Consider the following 16,494-nt stretch of genomic DNA (forward strand, 5'->3'; position numbering starts at 1 on the left):
TTCACCGTTTCCCGGGGCTCCGCCCCGGACCCCGCTCCTCAAACGCCGGAGGGGCTGGATTTACCTGCCGCAGCCGCAGCGTCACGATCTCGAACGGCCGGAGGGACAGACTGGTCGTCGCGGGCGCGACCGGCCGCTCCAGCAGGTCGCAGACCGTCACATCCCCCGCCTCGAACCCCGCCGTCAGGCGGGCCGAAGCCCGTCCGCCCCGCGATTCGTAGACCCGCACGACCACGTCACCGCTCCCGTCGTCCGCCAGCTTCACCGCCGAGACGACGACCGCGTCGTTGTCCACGGACACCAAGGGCTCCACACCCGCCTCACCCGGAACCCGCCGCTCCGGCAGATTGATCCCGTACCCCTCCCGCACCGCGTCCCCCACCGACGCCCCCGGCACCAGCGCGTAGCGGAAGCGGTGGACGCCCTGGTCCGTGCGCGGGTCGGGGAAGCGGGGGGCGCGCAGCAGGGAGAGGCGCAGGGTGGTGGTCGTACCGGACCGCGTCACGTCGTACCCGTACGTCGAGTCGTCGACCAGCGCCACGCCCCACCCCGGCTCCTCCACATGGAGGAACCGGTGCGCGCAGGCCTCGAACTTGGCTGCGTCCCAGCTGGTGTTGGTGTGGGTGGGCCGGTGGAGATGGCCGAACTGGGTCTCGGCCGCCACCCGGTCGGTGTGGACGTCCAGGGGGAAGGCGGCCTTGAGGAACTTCTCCGTCTCGTGCCAGTCGACCTCCGTCTCCACCTCCACCCGGCGCTCCCCCTCCGGCAGCGTGATCCTCTGCTCGACGCGCGAGGAGCCGAAGGTCCGGACGAGCAGGACGGCGCCGTCGTCCGTCCGCTCCAGCGTGTCGACGTCCGTCAGATCGGTGACGGTGTTCCGGTAGAAGCGGTCGACGTCCCACGCGTCCCACATGTTGGGGAAGTCCTGGTGGAGCTGGAGGAGATTCCCGGCGGCTCCCGGTGCCAGGGTCTCGCGTCCGGCCCGCCGGTCGTACACGGAGACGAGCAGCCCGCGCTCGTCGACGACGACCGTCAGCAGGCCGTTGTCCAGCACGAAACCGCCGCCCTCGCGCGGCTCCACGGTGGTGGCCGGCGCCGTCGGCGGCTCCTCGACCGCCGCTCCGAGCGCCGCGACCCCACCGCGCGCGTGGGGTGCCGCGTTGAAGACGACCGTCGCGGAACCGTCACCGGCCAGCGCCCGTAGCGCGTCCGCGATCAGCGACTCCAGTTCGGCGGCCACCTCGGCGTACGTCCGGGCCGCCTCCCGGTGCACCCAGGCGATCGACGTCCCGGGCAGGATGTCGTGGAACTGGTGCAGCAGCACCGTCTTCCACAGCCGGTCCAGCGCCTCGTACGGATACGGGAACCCGCCGCGTACAGCCGCCGTGGCCGCCCACAGCTCCGCCTCGCGCAGCAGGTGCTCACTGCGCCGGTTGCCCTGCTTGGTCCGGGCCTGGCTGGTGAGCGTCGCCCGGTGCAGCTCCAGGTAGAGCTCGCCGGCCCACACCGGGGCGTCGGCGTACTCCGCGTGGGCCTTCTCGAAGAACGCCGACGGTTTCTCGAAGACGACCTTCGCCGAGCCCTCCAGATCCGCCAGCCGCTTCGCCCGCGCCAGCATCTCCCGTGTCGTGCCGCCCCCGCCGTCGCCCCAGCCCGTGGGTGCCAGCGAGCGCGTCGCGCCGCCCTTCTCCCGGAAGTTGCGCACGGCGTGGGCGAGCTCCCGGCCCGAGAGCTGGGAGTTGTAGGTGTCGATGGGCGGGAAGTGGGTGAAGACCCGGGTGCCGTCCAGGCCCTCCCACCAGAAGGTGTGGTGGGGGAAGGTATTGGTCTGGCTCCAGGAGATCTTCTGCGTCAGGAACCACTTCGCACCCGCCAGCTTCACCAGTTGCGGGAGCGCCGCCGAGTAGCCGAAGGAGTCCGGGAGCCACACCTCCTCCGTCTCGATCCCGAACTCCTCCAGGAAGAAGCGCTTGCCGTGCGTGAACTGCCGGGCCAGCGCCTCCGACCCCGGCATGTTCGTGTCGGACTCCACCCACATGCCGCCCACGGGGACGAAGCGGCCTTCGGCGACCGCCTTCTTCACCCGTGCGTACACCTCCGGCCGGTGCTCCTTGATCCACGCGAACTGCTGCGCCTGGGACATGGCGTAGACGAAGTCGGGTTCGTCCTCCAGTAGCGCGGTCATATTGGCGGTCGTCCGGGCCACCTTGCGGACCGTCTCGCGCAGGGGCCACAGCCACGCCGTGTCGATGTGGGCGTGTCCCACGGCGCTGATCCGGTGCGCGGAGGCGTGCGCGGGCGCGGCGAGGACGTCCGTGAGCCGCTCGCGCGCCCGTGCCGCCGTACCGCCGATGTCCTGGAGGTCCGTGGCGTCCAGGGCGCGTTCGACGGCCCGCAGGATCTCCCAGCGGCGGGGGGAGTCCACCGGCAGCTCGTGCATCAGCTGTCCCAGCACGTCGAGGTCCTGGACGAGCTCCCACACCGTCCGGTCGAAGACGGCGAGGTCCATCCGGGTCAGCCGGTAGCGGGGCGCGTCGCCGGCGGTCTCGCGGTCGCCCAGCTCGGTGGGGACGAAGGGGTGGTAGTCGAGGATGACGGGGTTGGCGGCCGCCTCGATGTGCAGCAGCACCGGCTCGCCGCCGGTGGCGCGCTCGGTGATCCGGACCCACTGGTTGCGCGGGTTGAGCGCCTTCACGGGCGAGCCGTCGGGGCGGTAGACCAGGCCCTCGCACTGGAAGCCCGTCATGTTCTCGTCGAAGCCCAGGTCCAGGAGGGCCTCGACCGTACGCCCCGCCCAGGCCTCCGGCACCGCGCCGGACACGGTGAACCAGCTGGTGCCCCACGCCGGGCCCCACTCCGTGCCCACCGCGAACGGCGTGCGCGGCGCCGCCAGCCCCACCGCGACGGGCACGGGCTCGCCGGGCGCGTGCCACACGGAGACCTCCAGCGGCACCGACTCGGGGTGGACGGCCGGGCGGATGCGCTCCTCCAGGACCCGCTTGAGCCGGGCCTCGGTGATGGTGCGGTCGTTGTGCATGCCTCTCCTTGTCCGGGTCCGGGATCGCGAGGGGTGCTACCAGCGGTGGGTGACGGAAGCGGGGGCCGACGCGGTGTACAGCTCGTCCACGGCGCGCACCTCGACGCGGGTGGCTTCCTCGTCGGCCGTGCGGCGCAGCGCCGGGACGTAGTAGGCATGCCCACAGGTGCCGCCGAGGAAGCGGCGCCGGCCGCCGGGCACCACCTGGTGGAGCTCGTAGTGGCGTACGGGGGCGGGGTCCCGGTGCGGGGGGCGACGGGTCTGCCGCCAGGTCAGGCGGAGGGCGGCCGTGCCGTCGGGGTTGCGGGCGGAGGCGGTGACGGCCGGCGCGTCCGGCGGGCCGGGTGGGACGGGCGGGCCGTCGTGCAGCGCGAGCTCGCCCAGCCGCCAGCGGACGTCTCCGCCGTCGGGGGCGGTGAGCCGGATGCCGAGGACGTGGGCGGTGGCGGCGGCCCGGCCGTGGAGGAGGGATGCGAGGCGGAGGGTGGCGGTGGTCCAGCCGCTGCCGCCGGCGGGGAGGGTGCCCACGGGGAGGTAGGTGAAACGATCCGGCTCGTCCAGGGCGACCGCCAGCTCCACGCGGACGGCCGCCGAGCCGGGGTCGGTGCGGTGGGCCAGCTCGGCGACGGTGGTGGGCGACAGCGGAAGCCTCGATGCGTAGAGCTCGACGGTGGTGGGTTCCGCTGTCGCGGCTGTCGCGCCTGTCGCAGCGTCGATGAGGAGGCTGCTGCCGCCGCGCCAGGCGTCGGTGAAGTCGAAGCCGACGGCGGGGCGGGCCCCCGCCGTACGGATCACCCAGCGGCGGCCGGGGAGCCGGTCCTGAAGCCCCAGGTGGTTCCACGGCGTGTCGGCGAGGCGTACGCCCCGCTCGTACCAGCCGAGACCATGACCGGTGTTGAAGGTGGTGGCGAAGGGGAGGGAGGTGAGGGTGGAGCGGTCCGCGACACTGGCCGCCGGGGCGCGCCAGGGTCCGGGGTCGGGGCGGACGGGGTCCAGGGAGGCTCCGGACCAGAAACGGTCGTCGCGCGCGTGGAACGCGGCGGGGCAGCGATCGCTTCCGGGCAGGCTCTTCCAGGTCCACTCGGGGCGGTAGAAGCCGAACGAGGTGAGGTGGGGACGCCCGGCGGGGGCGATCGCGTCCCAGTCGACCCGGGTGTCCCAGCCGTTCGCCTCGACGTCGATCCCCGCCCAGAGCTCGTACGGGCTCCGGCCGAGGCTCCGGGCGAGCTCCCCGGAGGAGGCCAGGCCGGTGCGGCTCCAGTTGAAGTTCAGGAACATGGTGCCGGCGGCGCGGAAGAACGGGGAGTTGCGGTCGTTGAGCTCGTTCTGCCAGGCGATGTCACCGGAGACGGCCATGGCGTCGTACCAGGTGACGCGGAGGGCGGGGCCGCCGCGTTCCCGCAGGTACGCGACGAAGTCCCGCATGTCGGCCCCCAGGCGGGCGTCCCCGCCGCCCGTCTCGGCGTTGAGGAACCAGCCGTCGAAACCGTACGCCCGGGCCACCTCGATCAGCTTGTCGGCGATCGGGAAACCGCCGTCGGCGCCCCGGCGGACGAGGTCGCGGGTCCACTCCAGCCGCCCGCCGTAGGCGGTCGGCGGCAGGAAGACCGTACCGAGCACGGGCACGCCGTTGCGGTGCGCGGCGTCCACGACGGGGGCGTTGGGCGCGAGGATCAGCCCCTCGTCCGAGGAGCCGCCCCAGAAGACGAGTTCGTCGAGGTAGGCCCAGTGGGTGAGGGCGTAGTAGTCGGCGGTGGCCGACCCCTGCGAGGGGTTGCCGGACGTCGGCGCGAACGCGGCGAGCGCGGAAATCCGGGCCTCGTCGCGCCGCGCGGTGGGGTTGGGCGGCGGCGGCGCGAGGCGGGGGGCGAGGGGGACGGTGGCCCTGTTGAAGGGGAGGTCGGGATCGCCGGCCGCGCTCCACGTACGGAGACTGCTGCGGCGGACACCGGGGGGCGGGGTGCCGGGTGGGAGGGTGTCGGGGTACCAGTAGGAGGCGTGGGGCTGGAGGTCGGTGGGGACGGCGGCCACGGCCCTTGCGGGCCGGGCAGCCGTGGCCACCAACGCGGCCGCGAGAGCCTGGCGACGGGTGAGGTTCATGCGTACTCCCGAGAATTCAGCCCCTCCGGCGTTCGAGGAGCGGGGGTTCGGGGGCGGAGCCCCTGAAAGAAACGGGAAGGGGCGGGTCAGGGGAGGACAACCTCCGTGATGCCACGGGCGGCCAGATACCCCGCGTCCCCCGCGCGCTGCGCCGGCACCACCCCCGGCCTCCCCCCGCCGGAGGCGTCCCGCATCCATGCCTCGAAGAACGCTCCGCCCGGCGCGCACACCGCCCGTCCGGGCGCGCCGTCGAGGTCCCCCGCGTCCAGGACCAGCGCGGTCCGCCGCGCCTCCGCCACCGGGTGGCGGCTTCGCGCCGCGTACCGCCCGACCACCTCCCCCACCGGCTTGACCACCCGGTCGTTGGTCAGCAGCCCCAGCCCGTACTCCAGTTCAGGGAAGTCCGCCAGCGCCCGGTCGACGTCGTGCGAGCACCACCAGGTGACGCCCCAGACGTCCGGGCAGTCCAGGACAGCCTCGATCGTCGCTTCCGCGAAGGCCGCCGCGCCCGACGGCGGAATGTGCGGCGCCGGTGCCCCGACCTCCTGGAGCCACACCGGGCGGGCGGGGTCGTCGGCCCAGGCCTTGGACAGCTCGACGGTGTACGCGGCGTGCAGCCCGGTCGCCGCGCCGGCGTGCCCGTGGCGCTGGGCGGTGCCGTCGAAGACCCACGAGTGCACGGTGGTCATGGCGCCGAGCCGGGCCGAGTGGGCGGGGGTGAAGGGGTGGGTGCCGTCGTACCAGGCGGCATTGTAGGAGGCGTGGACGTGGGGCAGGCCGGGGGCTCCCGCCTCGCACGCGGCGAGCATCCGTCGCAGCCACCGGCCGGCCTGTGCTGGGGTGACCGGGTCGGGGTCGGGGTGGGGGCGGCCGGAGAACTGGTTGGTCTCGTTGCCGACGGTCATGCCGAGGAAGCCGGGCCGGCCGGCGAGGGCGGCGGCGAGCGTCGTCAGATAGGCGGCCTGCGCGTCGACGACGTCGGGGTCGGTGAAGATGTTGCGGCGGTGCCAGGTGGTGGTCCAGGAGGGGATGAAGTCGAAGCTGGACAGATGGCCCTGGAGTCCGTCGACGGCGACGTCGAGTCCGCGTTCGGCGGCGGCGTCGGCCAGTCGTACGAGTTGGTCGACGGCGCGGGGGCGGATGAGGGTGCGGTTGGGCTGGAAGAGCGGCCACAGGGGGAAGACGCGGATGTGGTCCAGGCCGAGGGCGGCGATGGAGTCGAGGTCGGCGCGGATGTCGTCGAGGTCGAAGTCGAGCCAGTGGTGGAACCAGCCGCGCGTGGGGGTGTAGTTGACGCCGAAACGCATGACGGTCGGGAATCCCTTCAGCTCTTTCAGCCCTTTCAGCCCTGTCAGCCTCTTCAGCCCTTGACGGCGCCCTCGCCGACACCACGGAAGAAGTACCGCTGGAGGCAGGCGAACATCACGACGAGCGGGGCGACGGCGATGACGGTCCCGGCGGCCACCAGCCGGGGGTTCTGGGCGAACGTGCCGTGGAGGTAGTCGAGTCCGACGGTGAGGGTGAAGCGGTCCTGGTCGGAGAGGACGATCAGCGGCCACAGGAAGTCGTCCCAGGCGCCCATGAAGGCGAAGATCGCGACGACCGCGAGGGTGCCGCGGACGGACGGGAGGGCGATCCGGGTGAAGCGCTGCCAGGCGTTCGCCCCGTCGATGACGGCCGCCTCTTCGGTCTCGTAGGGCAGGGCGGCGAAGGCGTTCCGCATGAGCAGGACGTTCAGGGAGCTCACGGAGCCGGGGAGGACGACGGCGACGAGGGTGTTGTTGAGGTGGAGGTCGCGTACGAGCGTCAACTGGGCGATGACGATGGACTCCACCGGAACGAGCAGGGCCAGCACGAAGGCGAGCCCTGCCGCCCTCCGGCCCCGGAAGCGCAGCCGGGCCAGGGCGTAGCCGGCCATGGCGGCGCCGACGAGGTTGGTGAGTACGGCGGCGGTGGCGACCTTGAGGGAGTTGAGGGCGTAGTCCCAGACGGGGATGGTGTCGGCGACCTCGGCGTAGTTGTGGCCGGTGGGGTGCCGGGGGAGGAAGCGCGGGGGTGAGGTGTAGATGTCCTCGGTGGTGTCCTTGAGGGAGGTGGACAGCTGCCAGAGGAACGGGCCGACGGTGATGGCCAGTACCAGCAGCATCAGCAGATAGCGCAGGGCCTTCTCCCAGGGAGGCGTGCGGGTCATCGGTCGCGCTCCTCCTTCCGCTGGGCGTTGCCGGCGCGCAGGACGAGCAGCATCAGCAGCAGCGCGATGACGAAGACGACGAGGGAGAGCGCGGAGGAGTAGCCGACGCGGCCGTTGAGGCCGGTGCCGGTGCGCTGGACGAGCATCACGAGCGTGGTGTCCTGCCCGGCCGGCCCGCCGGTGGGCCCGGCCATCAGATACACCTCGGAGAAGACCTTGAACGCGGCCACGGCCGACAAGGCAGCGACGAGCACCATCGTCGGCCGTACGGCGGGGAGGGTGACGCTGAGGAAGCGACGCAGGGCCCCGGCGCCGTCGACGGCGGCCGCCTCGTGGAGCTCGCGGGGGACGTTCCCCAGCGCCGCCAGATAAATGATCATGTAGTAGCCGAGGCCCTTCCACACGGTCAGGGCCATGGCGCTGAACAGCAGCAGCCACGCGTCGCCCAGGAAGTCGACGGGTTCGGCGCCGAGGGCGCGCAGGATGCCGTTGACGAGGCCCCGGTCGTCGAGCATCCAGGTCCAGATGAGGGCCACCACGACCACGGAGGCGACGACGGGGGTGTAGTAGGCGGCACGGAAGAAGGTGACGCCGGGGAGCCGCTCGCGCACCAGCAGGGCGAGCAGCAGCGGGAGGAGGACGGTGAAGGGGACGACGAGGAGGACGTAGAGGACGCTGTTGCGCAGGGCGGTCCAGAACTGCTCGTCGTCGAGCATGGCGCGGAAGTTCTCGAGGCCGGTCCACCGGCCGGGGGTGAGGGTGCGGGCGTCGGTGAACGCCTGGTGGGCGGTGGTGAGGAAGGGGTAGAGGCTGAAGACGGCGACGACGGCGAGGGCGGGCAGGAGGAAGAGCCAGGGGCTCAGGACACGGCCGACGCGTCCGGCGCGCCCGGCGCGCGTCTTCACAGCGGGGATCTTCACGACCTCGGCTCAGCTCTGCCGGAGAAGTCTGTCACTCTGCGCGACGGCGTCGTCGAGTGCCTGCTTGGGGGATTTCTTGCCCTGGAGGGCCTTGGCGACCTCGTTCTTGAGGACGGTCTTCATCTCGTCGCTCATCACCACGGGGGTGTAGTTGACGGCGCCCTTCAGCATCCTCGCGGAGGCCACGCGGACCCGGCCCTCGTCGGTGCCGTCGTCCTTCGTCCAGTACGGGTCGTCGAGCGAGCCCCGGGTGCTGGGGAAGACGGCGACCTCGTGGGCGAAGGCCTCCTGGTTCTTCCTGCCGGTGACGTAGTGGGCGAACGCGATCGCGGCCGCCTTGTGCTTGCTCTTCTCGTTGACGGCCACACCCATCACATACATGTTGGGTTTTCCGGTGTTGTTCGGCGCGTCGGTGATGCCGAGGTTGCGGTAGAGGGTGGGGGCGTTCTCCTTGAAGGTGGCCAGGTCGTTGGCGCCGCCGGGGTTCATGGCGACCTTCTGTTCCAGGAACTTCTGGCCGGATTTCTCGGGGGTGTTGGTGAGGGCCTGTGGGTCGAGGCCGCCGCGGTCGTAGAGCTCCTTGTACTTGCCGAGCAGTTCCACGCCCTTGGGCTCGTTGTAGGTGAATTTCGTGGCGTCGTCGTTCATCAGCTTCACGCCGTAGCGGCCGAAGTCCTCGACGGACGGGGTGTTCGCGAGGGTCGCGGTCCGCCCGCCGGAATTCCCGGCCATGGCGAGGGCGGTGGTGAACAGTTCCGCGTAGTTCTTCGGCGGTTTCTCGGGGTCGAGGCCGGCGGAGCGGAAGAGGGCCTTGTTGTAGAAGAGCGGCCCGGTGGTGAGGTACCAGGGGAAGGAGTACGAACCGCCCAGGCCGGGGAGGGTGTTGCCCTGCCAGGCCTCCGCCGTGTACTCGTCCTTGAAGCGCGCGGCGGCCTTCTCCTTGTCGAGATCGACCAGCATTCCCGCTTTGGCGAGCGGATAGGACAGGTCCGGGGAGACGTTGACGACGTCGGGCAGGGTGCCTGCGGCGGCGTCGGCGCTGAGCTTGTCCGCGTAGTGCTCGGCGGGCTGGTCCAGCCAGGTGACCTTGACGCCGGGGTTCTGTTTCTCGAAGTCCCCCACCAGATCTTCGAAGTAGTCCTTGAAGTTCGCGCGGAGGTTCCAGGTCTGGAAGGTGATGCCGCCATTCCCGCTTCCTCCCCCGCCGCCGCCCGAACCGCAGGCGGTGAGCGCCATGGCGGTGGCGAGGGCAAGGGCGAGGGTTCCGAACGTCCGGGATCTGGGCATGACGGACGAACTCCTTCGATCGGGTCGCGACCGGTCGGACGGCCGGCAGGAGGCCGGTCAAAACCTGCACCCGGCAAGGGAGTTCCGTCAATACTGCCGTCGGGCACTAATGCGCTTTAGTGGAAGGCAACGATGCGCCGCAGACCGACCATCAAGGACATCGCGCGGCGCGCGGGCGTCTCGGAGAGCGCGGTGTCCTTCGCGCTCAACGGCCGGCCGGGCGTCTCGGCCGCCACGCGTGAGCGGATCCGCCGTGTCGCCGACCAGCTCGGCTGGCTGCCCAGCACCGCCGCCCGGGCCCTGTCCGGCGAGGGCGCGGCGACCGTCGGCCTGGTGCTGGCCCGTCCCGCCCGTACGCTCGGCGTCGAGTCGTTCTTCCTCCAGCTGGTCTCGGGGGTGCAGGAGGCGCTGGCCGTGCGCCGGCTGGGCCTGCTCTTCCAGGTGGTGGAGGACGTGGCCGCCGAGTGCGCCACCTACCGGCGCTGGTGGGCCGAGCACCGGGTGGACGGGCTCCTCGTCGTCGACCCGCGCGAGGACGATCCGCGCCCGGCGCTCCTGGCGGAGCTGGGGCTGCCCGCGGTGATCGTGGGCGCGCCGGGAGCGGGCGCCGTCCCGCCGGGCGCCGCGATCTCCTGCGTCCGGGCCGACGACGCGGCCGCGATGGCCTCGGTCGTCGGCCACCTCCACGGCCTGGGCCACCGTCGCATCGCGCACATCGCCGGGCTGCCCGGTCTGGCCCACACCCGCCGCCGCATCGCGTCACTCCGCGCGGAGGCCACCCGCCGGGGCCTGCGCGAGGCGACGTCCGTGACCACCGACTACTCCGACGCGCAAGGTGCCGAGGCGACCCGGCGCCTCCTGTCGGGCGAGCGCCCGCCCACCGCGATCGTCTTCGACAACGACGTGATGGCGGTGGCGGGCCTGGCGATGGCGGCGGAACGCGGTGTGCCCGTACCGGGCGCGCTGTCGATCGTCGCGTGGGACGACTCGGCGCTCTGCCGCAACACCCATCCCGCCCTCGCCGCGCTCGCCCGGGACACGGCCGCGTTCGGGCGGCACGCGGCGGAGGAGTTGATCGCCCTGCTGGACGGGGGCCCGGCGCGGTGGGTGGAGGACGCGGCGCCCCGGCTGGTGGCGCGCGAGTCGACGGCACCGCCGGGGAGCCACGAGCGATTGTCGTGACACCGACAAAAATTCACCTGCAGCACCTCCCCGCGTAAACACCGGCGGTCACACCATGGGGGTCGAAACACACCCCTCACGACCGGAGTTCAGCATGCGCGTTCCCCATCCCCTCCGCCGGATCGCCGTCACCGCCGGCGCCCTCCTCCTCTCCTCGATGTCGCTACTGGCCACCCCGGGCACCGCCCAGGCGGCCCCCGGCACGTACTCCCTGCTCGTCTTCCCGGACCGGAGCCACGACGCGGTCCGCGACCTCATACGCTCGGCCGCCAAGTCGGTGGACGTGACCATGTACGAACTGGACGACACCGAGATCGTGAACGCGCTGGTGGACCGCGAGAGAGCCGGGGTGGCCGTCCGAGTGATCCTCGACGCCAAGCACCCCTCGGTGAACGAGGCGGCCTACCAGGCCCTCGGCGCCGCGGGCGTCGGCGTGGTGTACTCCTCGCCCGACTTCGTCTACACCCACCAGAAGACCATCACCGTGGACCGCGCGAAGTCGCTGATCCTGACGGGCAACCTGGACGCGAAGTACTACGCGACCGGCCGCGACTACGGCGTCGTCGACACCGACGCGGCCGACGTCGCCGCCATAGAGCAGACCTTCGACGCCGACTACGCCCACACCGCCGTCACCCCCTCCGACGGCGACAATCTCCTCTGGTCGCCCACCGACTCCCAGGACCGCCTGCTCGCCCTGATCAACGGAGCCCGGCACTCGCTCGACCTGGAGCAACTGGAGTTCGGCGACAGCGCGCTGGTGAACGCGGTGACGGCGGCCCGGAACCGCGGCGTCACGGTGAGGGTCGTCGGCATGAACCCGGAGCGGTACGGCAGCTACTTCGACCAGGTCAAGGAGGCCGGCGGCACGATCGTCACCTTCTCCTCGACGGAGGGCCTCTTCATCCACGCCAAGGCGATCGTCGCCGACTACGGGACGCCGTCGGCGAAGGTCTTCGCGGGTTCGCAGAACTTCTCCAACAATTCCCTCAACAACAACCGCGAGCTCGGCCTGATCGTCAACGACACGGGCGTGCTCAACGGCATCGAGTCGACCTTCGCGACCGACTTCGCGAACGGCACGCCGTACTGACCGCCGTCGCGGGTACGACAGGGTCGCACCCCGAGGGCCGCCCACCCCCTCGGGTCTCCATTCTTCACGCTCAACACCTGATGAGATGATTCCTCCCGAATATCGACAGGCGTCCACTCTCCGGCGGATGTGCGACGGCCCTGGTCATCGGGAAAGGCCAAGAGACAGTGACGGATGGGGCAACGCGGCCCGGTGAGCTGCTGCGCCGGCTGCGGCGGGAGCAAGGAGTGTCGCTCGTACAGCTCTCGCGGCTCGCCTTCTACAGCAAGGGGTATCTGAGCCGCGTCGAGAACGGCGAGAAGCCGCTGACCCTGGGTCTGGCCCAGGCGTGCGACCGGGCGCTCGGCACCGACGGGACGCTGGAGCGCCTCGCGCGGGCGGCGGACGCCGCGTCGTCCCGGAAGTCCGCGTCGTCGGACACCGGCGTCTGCCCCTACCGCGGGTTGTCGTCCTTCGGGCCCGACGAGGCCCAGTGGTTCTTCGGCCGCGACGAGGCCGTGGCCGACCTCGTCGCGCGGCTGGCCGAGCGGCTCGTGGGCGGTGCCGGGGGGCCGTTGATGGTCGTGGCCCCTTCCGGGGCCGGCAAGTCCTCGCTGCTGCGGGCCGGTCTGCTGCCGGCGCTGGCGCGGGGCGCGCTGCCGGCGCCCGGCGCGCACGCCTGGCCCACGGTGGTCCTCACCCCTGGTGAACGCCCTCTGGAGGCGCTGCTCGTTCAGCTGGCCGCCGTGAGCGGCGTCGCCCACACGGCGCTCGCCGACGCGTGGGAGGAAGGCCCGGAGGCGTTCGTCAAGGAGGTGCGGTCCGGGCCGGCCGGCCTGGTGCTCGTGGTCGATCAGTTCGAGGAGGCGTTCACGCTCTGTCAGGACGACGAGGAGCGAGCCGCTTTCGTCACCGCGCTGCTTACGCTGTCCGTCGACACATCACCTGCCGACAGCGGCCCACCCGCCCTGGTCGTCCTCGGCGTACGGGCGGACTTCTACCACCACTGCCTCACCCACCCCGGGCTGGCGCTCTCCCTCCAGCGGGGGCATGTGGCCCTGGCGCCGATGAACGAGGCGCAGCTGCGCGATGTCATCACCGGTCCGGCGCGACGGTCCGGGCTGACCGTGGAGGCCGGGCTGGTGGAGATCCTCCTGCGCGACGTGGGTATCGCACCGGACGGTGGCGCCCCGCGCCCCGGTGCGCTCCCCCTCCTGTCCCACGCCCTGCTGTGCACCTGGCAGCACCGCGACGGAGCGGCCCTGACCGTGGCCGGCTACCGGCTGACCGGGGGCATATCGGGTGCGGTGGCGTCCACGGCGGAGCGCGCGTATCTGTCCCTCACGCCTCCTCAGCGGGAAGCGGCCCGTCGTGTCCTGCTCCAGCTGGTGAACGTCGCCGGGGAAGGGGAACGGGAGACCGGCCGTCCCGCCCGCCGGGCCGATCTGCTGGAACTCGTACAGGAACTGGATCTCGCACAGGAAACGGACACCGGCCCCGAGAACACCGCCACCGTCCTGGAGGTGTTCACCAGGGCCCGGCTGCTGACCCACGACGCCGATCGCGTGGAGCTGGCCCACGAGGTGCTGCTGTGCACGTGGCCCCGGCTGCGCCGCTGGGTCGACGACGACCGCGCGGGGCTCCACGTCCATCAGCGGCTGGCGGAGACGGCCGCCGCGTGGGCGGCGGAGGGCCGTGACAGCGGGCTGCTCTACCGCGGCGGCCGGCTGGCCGCGGCGCGGGAGTGGGCTGCCGCTCCGGGCCGCCACACCGTGCTCGGCTCCGCGACACGGGCGTTCCTGGACGCCAGCGTGCATCACGACGACGCGAAGAGACGGGCGAAGAGGCGCGCTGTGAAGCGGCTGAGAACGCTGGCGTCGGTGCTCGCCACGCTCCTCGTCCTGGCCCTGACCGCCGGTACCGTGGCCTTCCAGCAGTGGCGGTCGGCCAAGAGCAACCACCGGCTCGCCCTCTCGCGCGAGTCCGCGGCCCGGGCGGATCTGCTCGCCCGGGAGTCCCCCGAGGCGGCGATGCTCTCCGCGCTGACGGCCTATCGTCACGCGCCCACCGCCGAGGCCCGCAGCAGTCTGCTGAGCGCGTACGCCCGGCACCGGGCCGACGACCTCGACGGTCACCGGGGCGCCGTCAACAACATCGTGTACTCCCCCGACGGGCGCACCCTCGCCACCGCGGGCGACGATCACACGGTGAAGCTCTGGGACGCCGGTTCGGGGGAGGTCCTGGCGACGCTCCGGGGGCACGTCAACAGCGTCAACGCGCTCGCGTTCTCGCCCGACGGGCGGACGCTCGCCTCCGCCAGCCACGACCGCAGCGTCAAGCTGTGGGACGTGGCGACGCGCAGGCTGCTCGGCACCCTCAAAGGCCATCAGGGCGGTGTCCTCGGCGTGGCCTTCAGCCCCGACGGACGCACCCTGGCCACCGCCGGGCACGACCGTACGATCAGGCTGTGGGACGCCGCCACGTACCGGCAGACGGCCGAGCTGGCCGGGCACGAGCAGCAGGTGATGAACCTCGCGTTCTCCCCCGACGGGCGGACGCTGGCCTCGGCGTGCAACGACCACACGGTCAAGCTGTGGGACACCGGGACCCTCAAGGAAACCGCGACGCTCGAAGGGCACACCGCCTCGGTGATGTCCGTGGCCTTCTCCCCGGACGGCCGGACGCTGGCCACGGCGAGCGCGGACCGCACCGCGCGGCTGTGGGACGTGGCGGGCCGCCGCCCGCTCGCCACGCTCACCGGCCACACCGGGGTGGTGGCCCGGGCCGCGTTCCTCCCCGACGGCCGCACCCTCGCCACCGCGAGCCACGACCGCACCGTCCGTCTGTGGGACGCCACCACCCATGAGACGACCGCCACCCTCACCAGCGAGCTGCCCGTCAACGGACTGCACGTCAGCCCCGACGGCCGGAGCGTCGCCACCGTGGCGCTCGACCCGCCCCGGGCGGACCTGGTCGCGGGCACCTCCGGCGAAGCGCCGGGCGCCGGTGTCCCGGCCGGCATCTGGGACGTGGCGGCGGGCCGGATGACGACGCCGCTCGGCGTGCGGCGGACGCCCCGTCAGGTGGCCTTCTCCCCGGACGGCCGGACGCTCGCCATCGGTGACGCCAACGGCGTGGTGAGTCTCTGGGACGCCGACGGCCGGCGGCGCCTCGCCACCCTCGCCGGGCCTTCCCAGGCCGTCACCGGGCTGGCCTTCTCCCCCGACGGCCGGACGCTGGCCGGCGCCGGCGCGGACGGGGCCGTACGCCTGTGGGACGTGGCCTCCCGGCGCACGGAGGCCACCCTCACGGGCCACACCCAGTCCGTCCTCGCCCTCGCGTTCAGCCCCGACGGCCGTTTCCTCGCCACGGCGGGCGAGGACCGTACGACGCGGCTGTGGGACACCAGGTCGCGGAGCTCGGAGACCGTCGCCACCGGGGACACCGACGAGACGGTCACGCTGGCCTTCAGCCCCGACGGCCGCACCCTGGCCAAGGGCAACGCCAATGGCTCGGTGCGGCTCGTGGACGTGACCTCCCGTCGTGTCGTCGCGGTCCTCCCCGGGCAGTCGGCCACCACCTGGGCGGTGGCGTTCAGCCCGGACGGCCGCCTCCTCGCCACGGCGGGCTCCGACGGGGACGTACGCCTGTGGGACACCGCGACGCGTCGCCGGATCCGGACCCTCACGGGCCACACCGGGGTCGTCAAGGCCCTGGCGTTCTCACCCGACGGCCGCACCCTGGCCAGCGGGAGCGCCGACCGCACGGTCCGCCTGTGGGACACCGGTGGTCAGCGGACGACCGCCGTCCTGACGGGCCACGAGGACACCGTCGTCTCCCTCGCCTTCCCGCCCGACGGGCGTGTGCTGGCCACGGCGAGCCTGGACCGGACGAGCCGGCTGTGGGAGCTCGACGCCGACGACATCGCGTCCCGCGTCTGTGCCCTGAGCAGCACCCAGGAATGGCACAGCCTCCTGACCGACCTGCCTCCCGGAGCGCCCTGCCCCTGACGCCGGACGGCCGGTCCGCTCCCCACGTGCCGGACCGGCCGCCCGCGCAGGGCGGTGGAGCCGCCCCCGTCAGCCGATGCCGACCGGCGGAGTGCCCGCGCCCGGCTTCATGGTCTTCTCCGCCATGGGCACCTGAAGCTCGCCGCTCTTGTCGTGGAGCGACAGGGCGGCACGCGCGGGGGTGTCCATGCGGAGGGTGTTGTGCGTCCACTCGACGAAGTCCGTGTGCCGCGCGCCGTCGCACCGCAGGTCCCGCTTGGCCTTCGTCGCCTTCAGGTACGTGGCGCCGGCGGGAGGAGCCGGAAAGGCGGTGAGCGTGATGTCGAGGCGCTCGGTCGCCGCCGTACAGGCGTAGTCGAAGGAGACGAGCACCGACGGGATGCTCCCCCGCCCGATGAAGATCTTGTCGACGCCCACGAACGGCGCCTTGGCGGCGGCCGTCGCGGGAGCGGCAGCTCCGAGGGCGGCGGCCGAGACCAGGAGGGCGACCCCTGCGGCGCGGAGGGAGGTGAGCTTCACTGACGTGCTCCTCGAAAGAGTCATACAGAACGGAGCCGGCACGGACCGGCACACCCGAGTCCATCCCGGCCGCGAACCGCCGTCGAGGGGTTGCCCTGTTTACCGTTCGAGCGGGAAACCAAATAATCGCGACATACCGCCCGACAACACCCCCGGATCATGCCCACTCTTTGACC

10 protein-coding genes are annotated in these 16,494 nt (G+C 72.3%); 3 read left to right on the plus strand and 7 right to left on the minus strand.

Annotation, left to right across the window (positions count from 1 at the left end; genetic code table 11):
- Window position 1: 1 nt before the first annotated feature.
- The 6 genes from ACFYZR_RS16670 to ACFYZR_RS16695 form a co-directional block, all read right to left on the minus strand.
- Complete coding sequence (locus ACFYZR_RS16670; protein ID WP_391910748.1) at window positions 2-3,037, minus strand: alpha-mannosidase; 3,036 nt, start codon at window positions 3,035-3,037, stop codon at window positions 2-4.
- 36 nt (window positions 3,038-3,073) lie between these two features.
- The gene (locus ACFYZR_RS16675) at window positions 3,074-5,137 is read right to left on the minus strand and encodes an endo-beta-N-acetylglucosaminidase (protein ID WP_391910750.1); all 2,064 of its coding nucleotides are present in this window, start codon (window positions 5,135-5,137) and stop codon (window positions 3,074-3,076) included.
- An 86-nt stretch (window positions 5,138-5,223) separates the two neighbouring features.
- Window positions 5,224-6,444 (minus strand): glycosyl hydrolase, encoded by a 1,221-nt coding sequence (locus ACFYZR_RS16680; protein ID WP_391910752.1) that lies wholly within the window; start codon window positions 6,442-6,444, stop codon window positions 5,224-5,226.
- 53 nt (window positions 6,445-6,497) lie between these two features.
- On the minus strand, window positions 6,498-7,328 hold the full coding sequence (locus ACFYZR_RS16685; RefSeq protein WP_391910754.1) for a carbohydrate ABC transporter permease: 831 nt from the start codon (window positions 7,326-7,328) through the stop codon (window positions 6,498-6,500).
- The gene (locus ACFYZR_RS16690) at window positions 7,325-8,242 is read right to left on the minus strand and encodes a carbohydrate ABC transporter permease (RefSeq protein WP_391911323.1); all 918 of its coding nucleotides are present in this window, start codon (window positions 8,240-8,242) and stop codon (window positions 7,325-7,327) included. Before ACFYZR_RS16690 ends, ACFYZR_RS16685 begins: the two co-directional genes overlap by 4 nt.
- 15 nt (window positions 8,243-8,257) lie before the next feature.
- Window positions 8,258-9,535: an ABC transporter substrate-binding protein gene (locus tag ACFYZR_RS16695; protein WP_391910756.1), complete on the minus strand. Its 1,278-nt coding sequence runs from the start codon at window positions 9,533-9,535 to the stop codon at window positions 8,258-8,260.
- A 132-nt stretch (window positions 9,536-9,667) separates the two neighbouring features.
- Here ACFYZR_RS16695 and ACFYZR_RS16700 point away from each other — a divergent pair, with 132 nt between their 5' ends.
- From ACFYZR_RS16700 to ACFYZR_RS16710, 3 genes are all read left to right on the plus strand, one after another.
- Window positions 9,668-10,717, plus strand: a complete 1,050-nt coding sequence (locus ACFYZR_RS16700; RefSeq protein ID WP_391910758.1) for a LacI family DNA-binding transcriptional regulator — start codon at window positions 9,668-9,670, stop codon at window positions 10,715-10,717.
- 94 nt (window positions 10,718-10,811) lie between these two features.
- Window positions 10,812-11,810, plus strand: a complete 999-nt coding sequence (locus tag ACFYZR_RS16705; protein WP_391910760.1) for a phospholipase D-like domain-containing protein — start codon at window positions 10,812-10,814, stop codon at window positions 11,808-11,810.
- Window positions 11,811-11,977: 167 nt separating this feature from the next.
- Complete coding sequence (locus ACFYZR_RS16710; RefSeq protein ID WP_391910762.1) at window positions 11,978-15,799, plus strand: helix-turn-helix domain-containing protein; 3,822 nt, start codon at window positions 11,978-11,980, stop codon at window positions 15,797-15,799.
- 69 nt (window positions 15,800-15,868) lie between these two features.
- On the opposite strand, the gene ACFYZR_RS16715 is transcribed toward ACFYZR_RS16710, so the two are convergent.
- Entirely contained in the window at window positions 15,869-16,318 is a 450-nt protein-coding gene (locus ACFYZR_RS16715) for a hypothetical protein (RefSeq protein WP_391910764.1), read from the minus strand.
- Between the last annotated feature and the right edge of the window lie 176 nt (window positions 16,319-16,494).

Source organism: Streptomyces sp. NPDC001678 (assembly GCF_042892945.1).
Lineage (GTDB): Bacteria > Actinomycetota > Actinomycetes > Streptomycetales > Streptomycetaceae > Streptomyces.

Coding starts and splice junctions, on each gene's coding strand:
- ACFYZR_RS16675 (WP_391910750.1), bottom strand. CDS start 5,137: ATGAACCTCACCCGTCGCCAGGCTCTCGCGGCCGCGTTGGTGGCCACG.
- ACFYZR_RS16670 (WP_391910748.1), bottom strand. CDS start 3,037: ATGCACAACGACCGCACCATCACCGAGGCCCGGCTCAAGCGGGTCCTG.
- ACFYZR_RS16700 (WP_391910758.1), top strand. CDS start 9,668: ATGCGCCGCAGACCGACCATCAAGGACATCGCGCGGCGCGCGGGCGTC.
- ACFYZR_RS16685 (WP_391910754.1), bottom strand. CDS start 7,328: ATGACCCGCACGCCTCCCTGGGAGAAGGCCCTGCGCTATCTGCTGATG.
- ACFYZR_RS16680 (WP_391910752.1), bottom strand. CDS start 6,444: ATGCGTTTCGGCGTCAACTACACCCCCACGCGCGGCTGGTTCCACCAC.
- ACFYZR_RS16695 (WP_391910756.1), bottom strand. CDS start 9,535: ATGCCCAGATCCCGGACGTTCGGAACCCTCGCCCTTGCCCTCGCCACC.
- ACFYZR_RS16705 (WP_391910760.1), top strand. CDS start 10,812: ATGCGCGTTCCCCATCCCCTCCGCCGGATCGCCGTCACCGCCGGCGCC.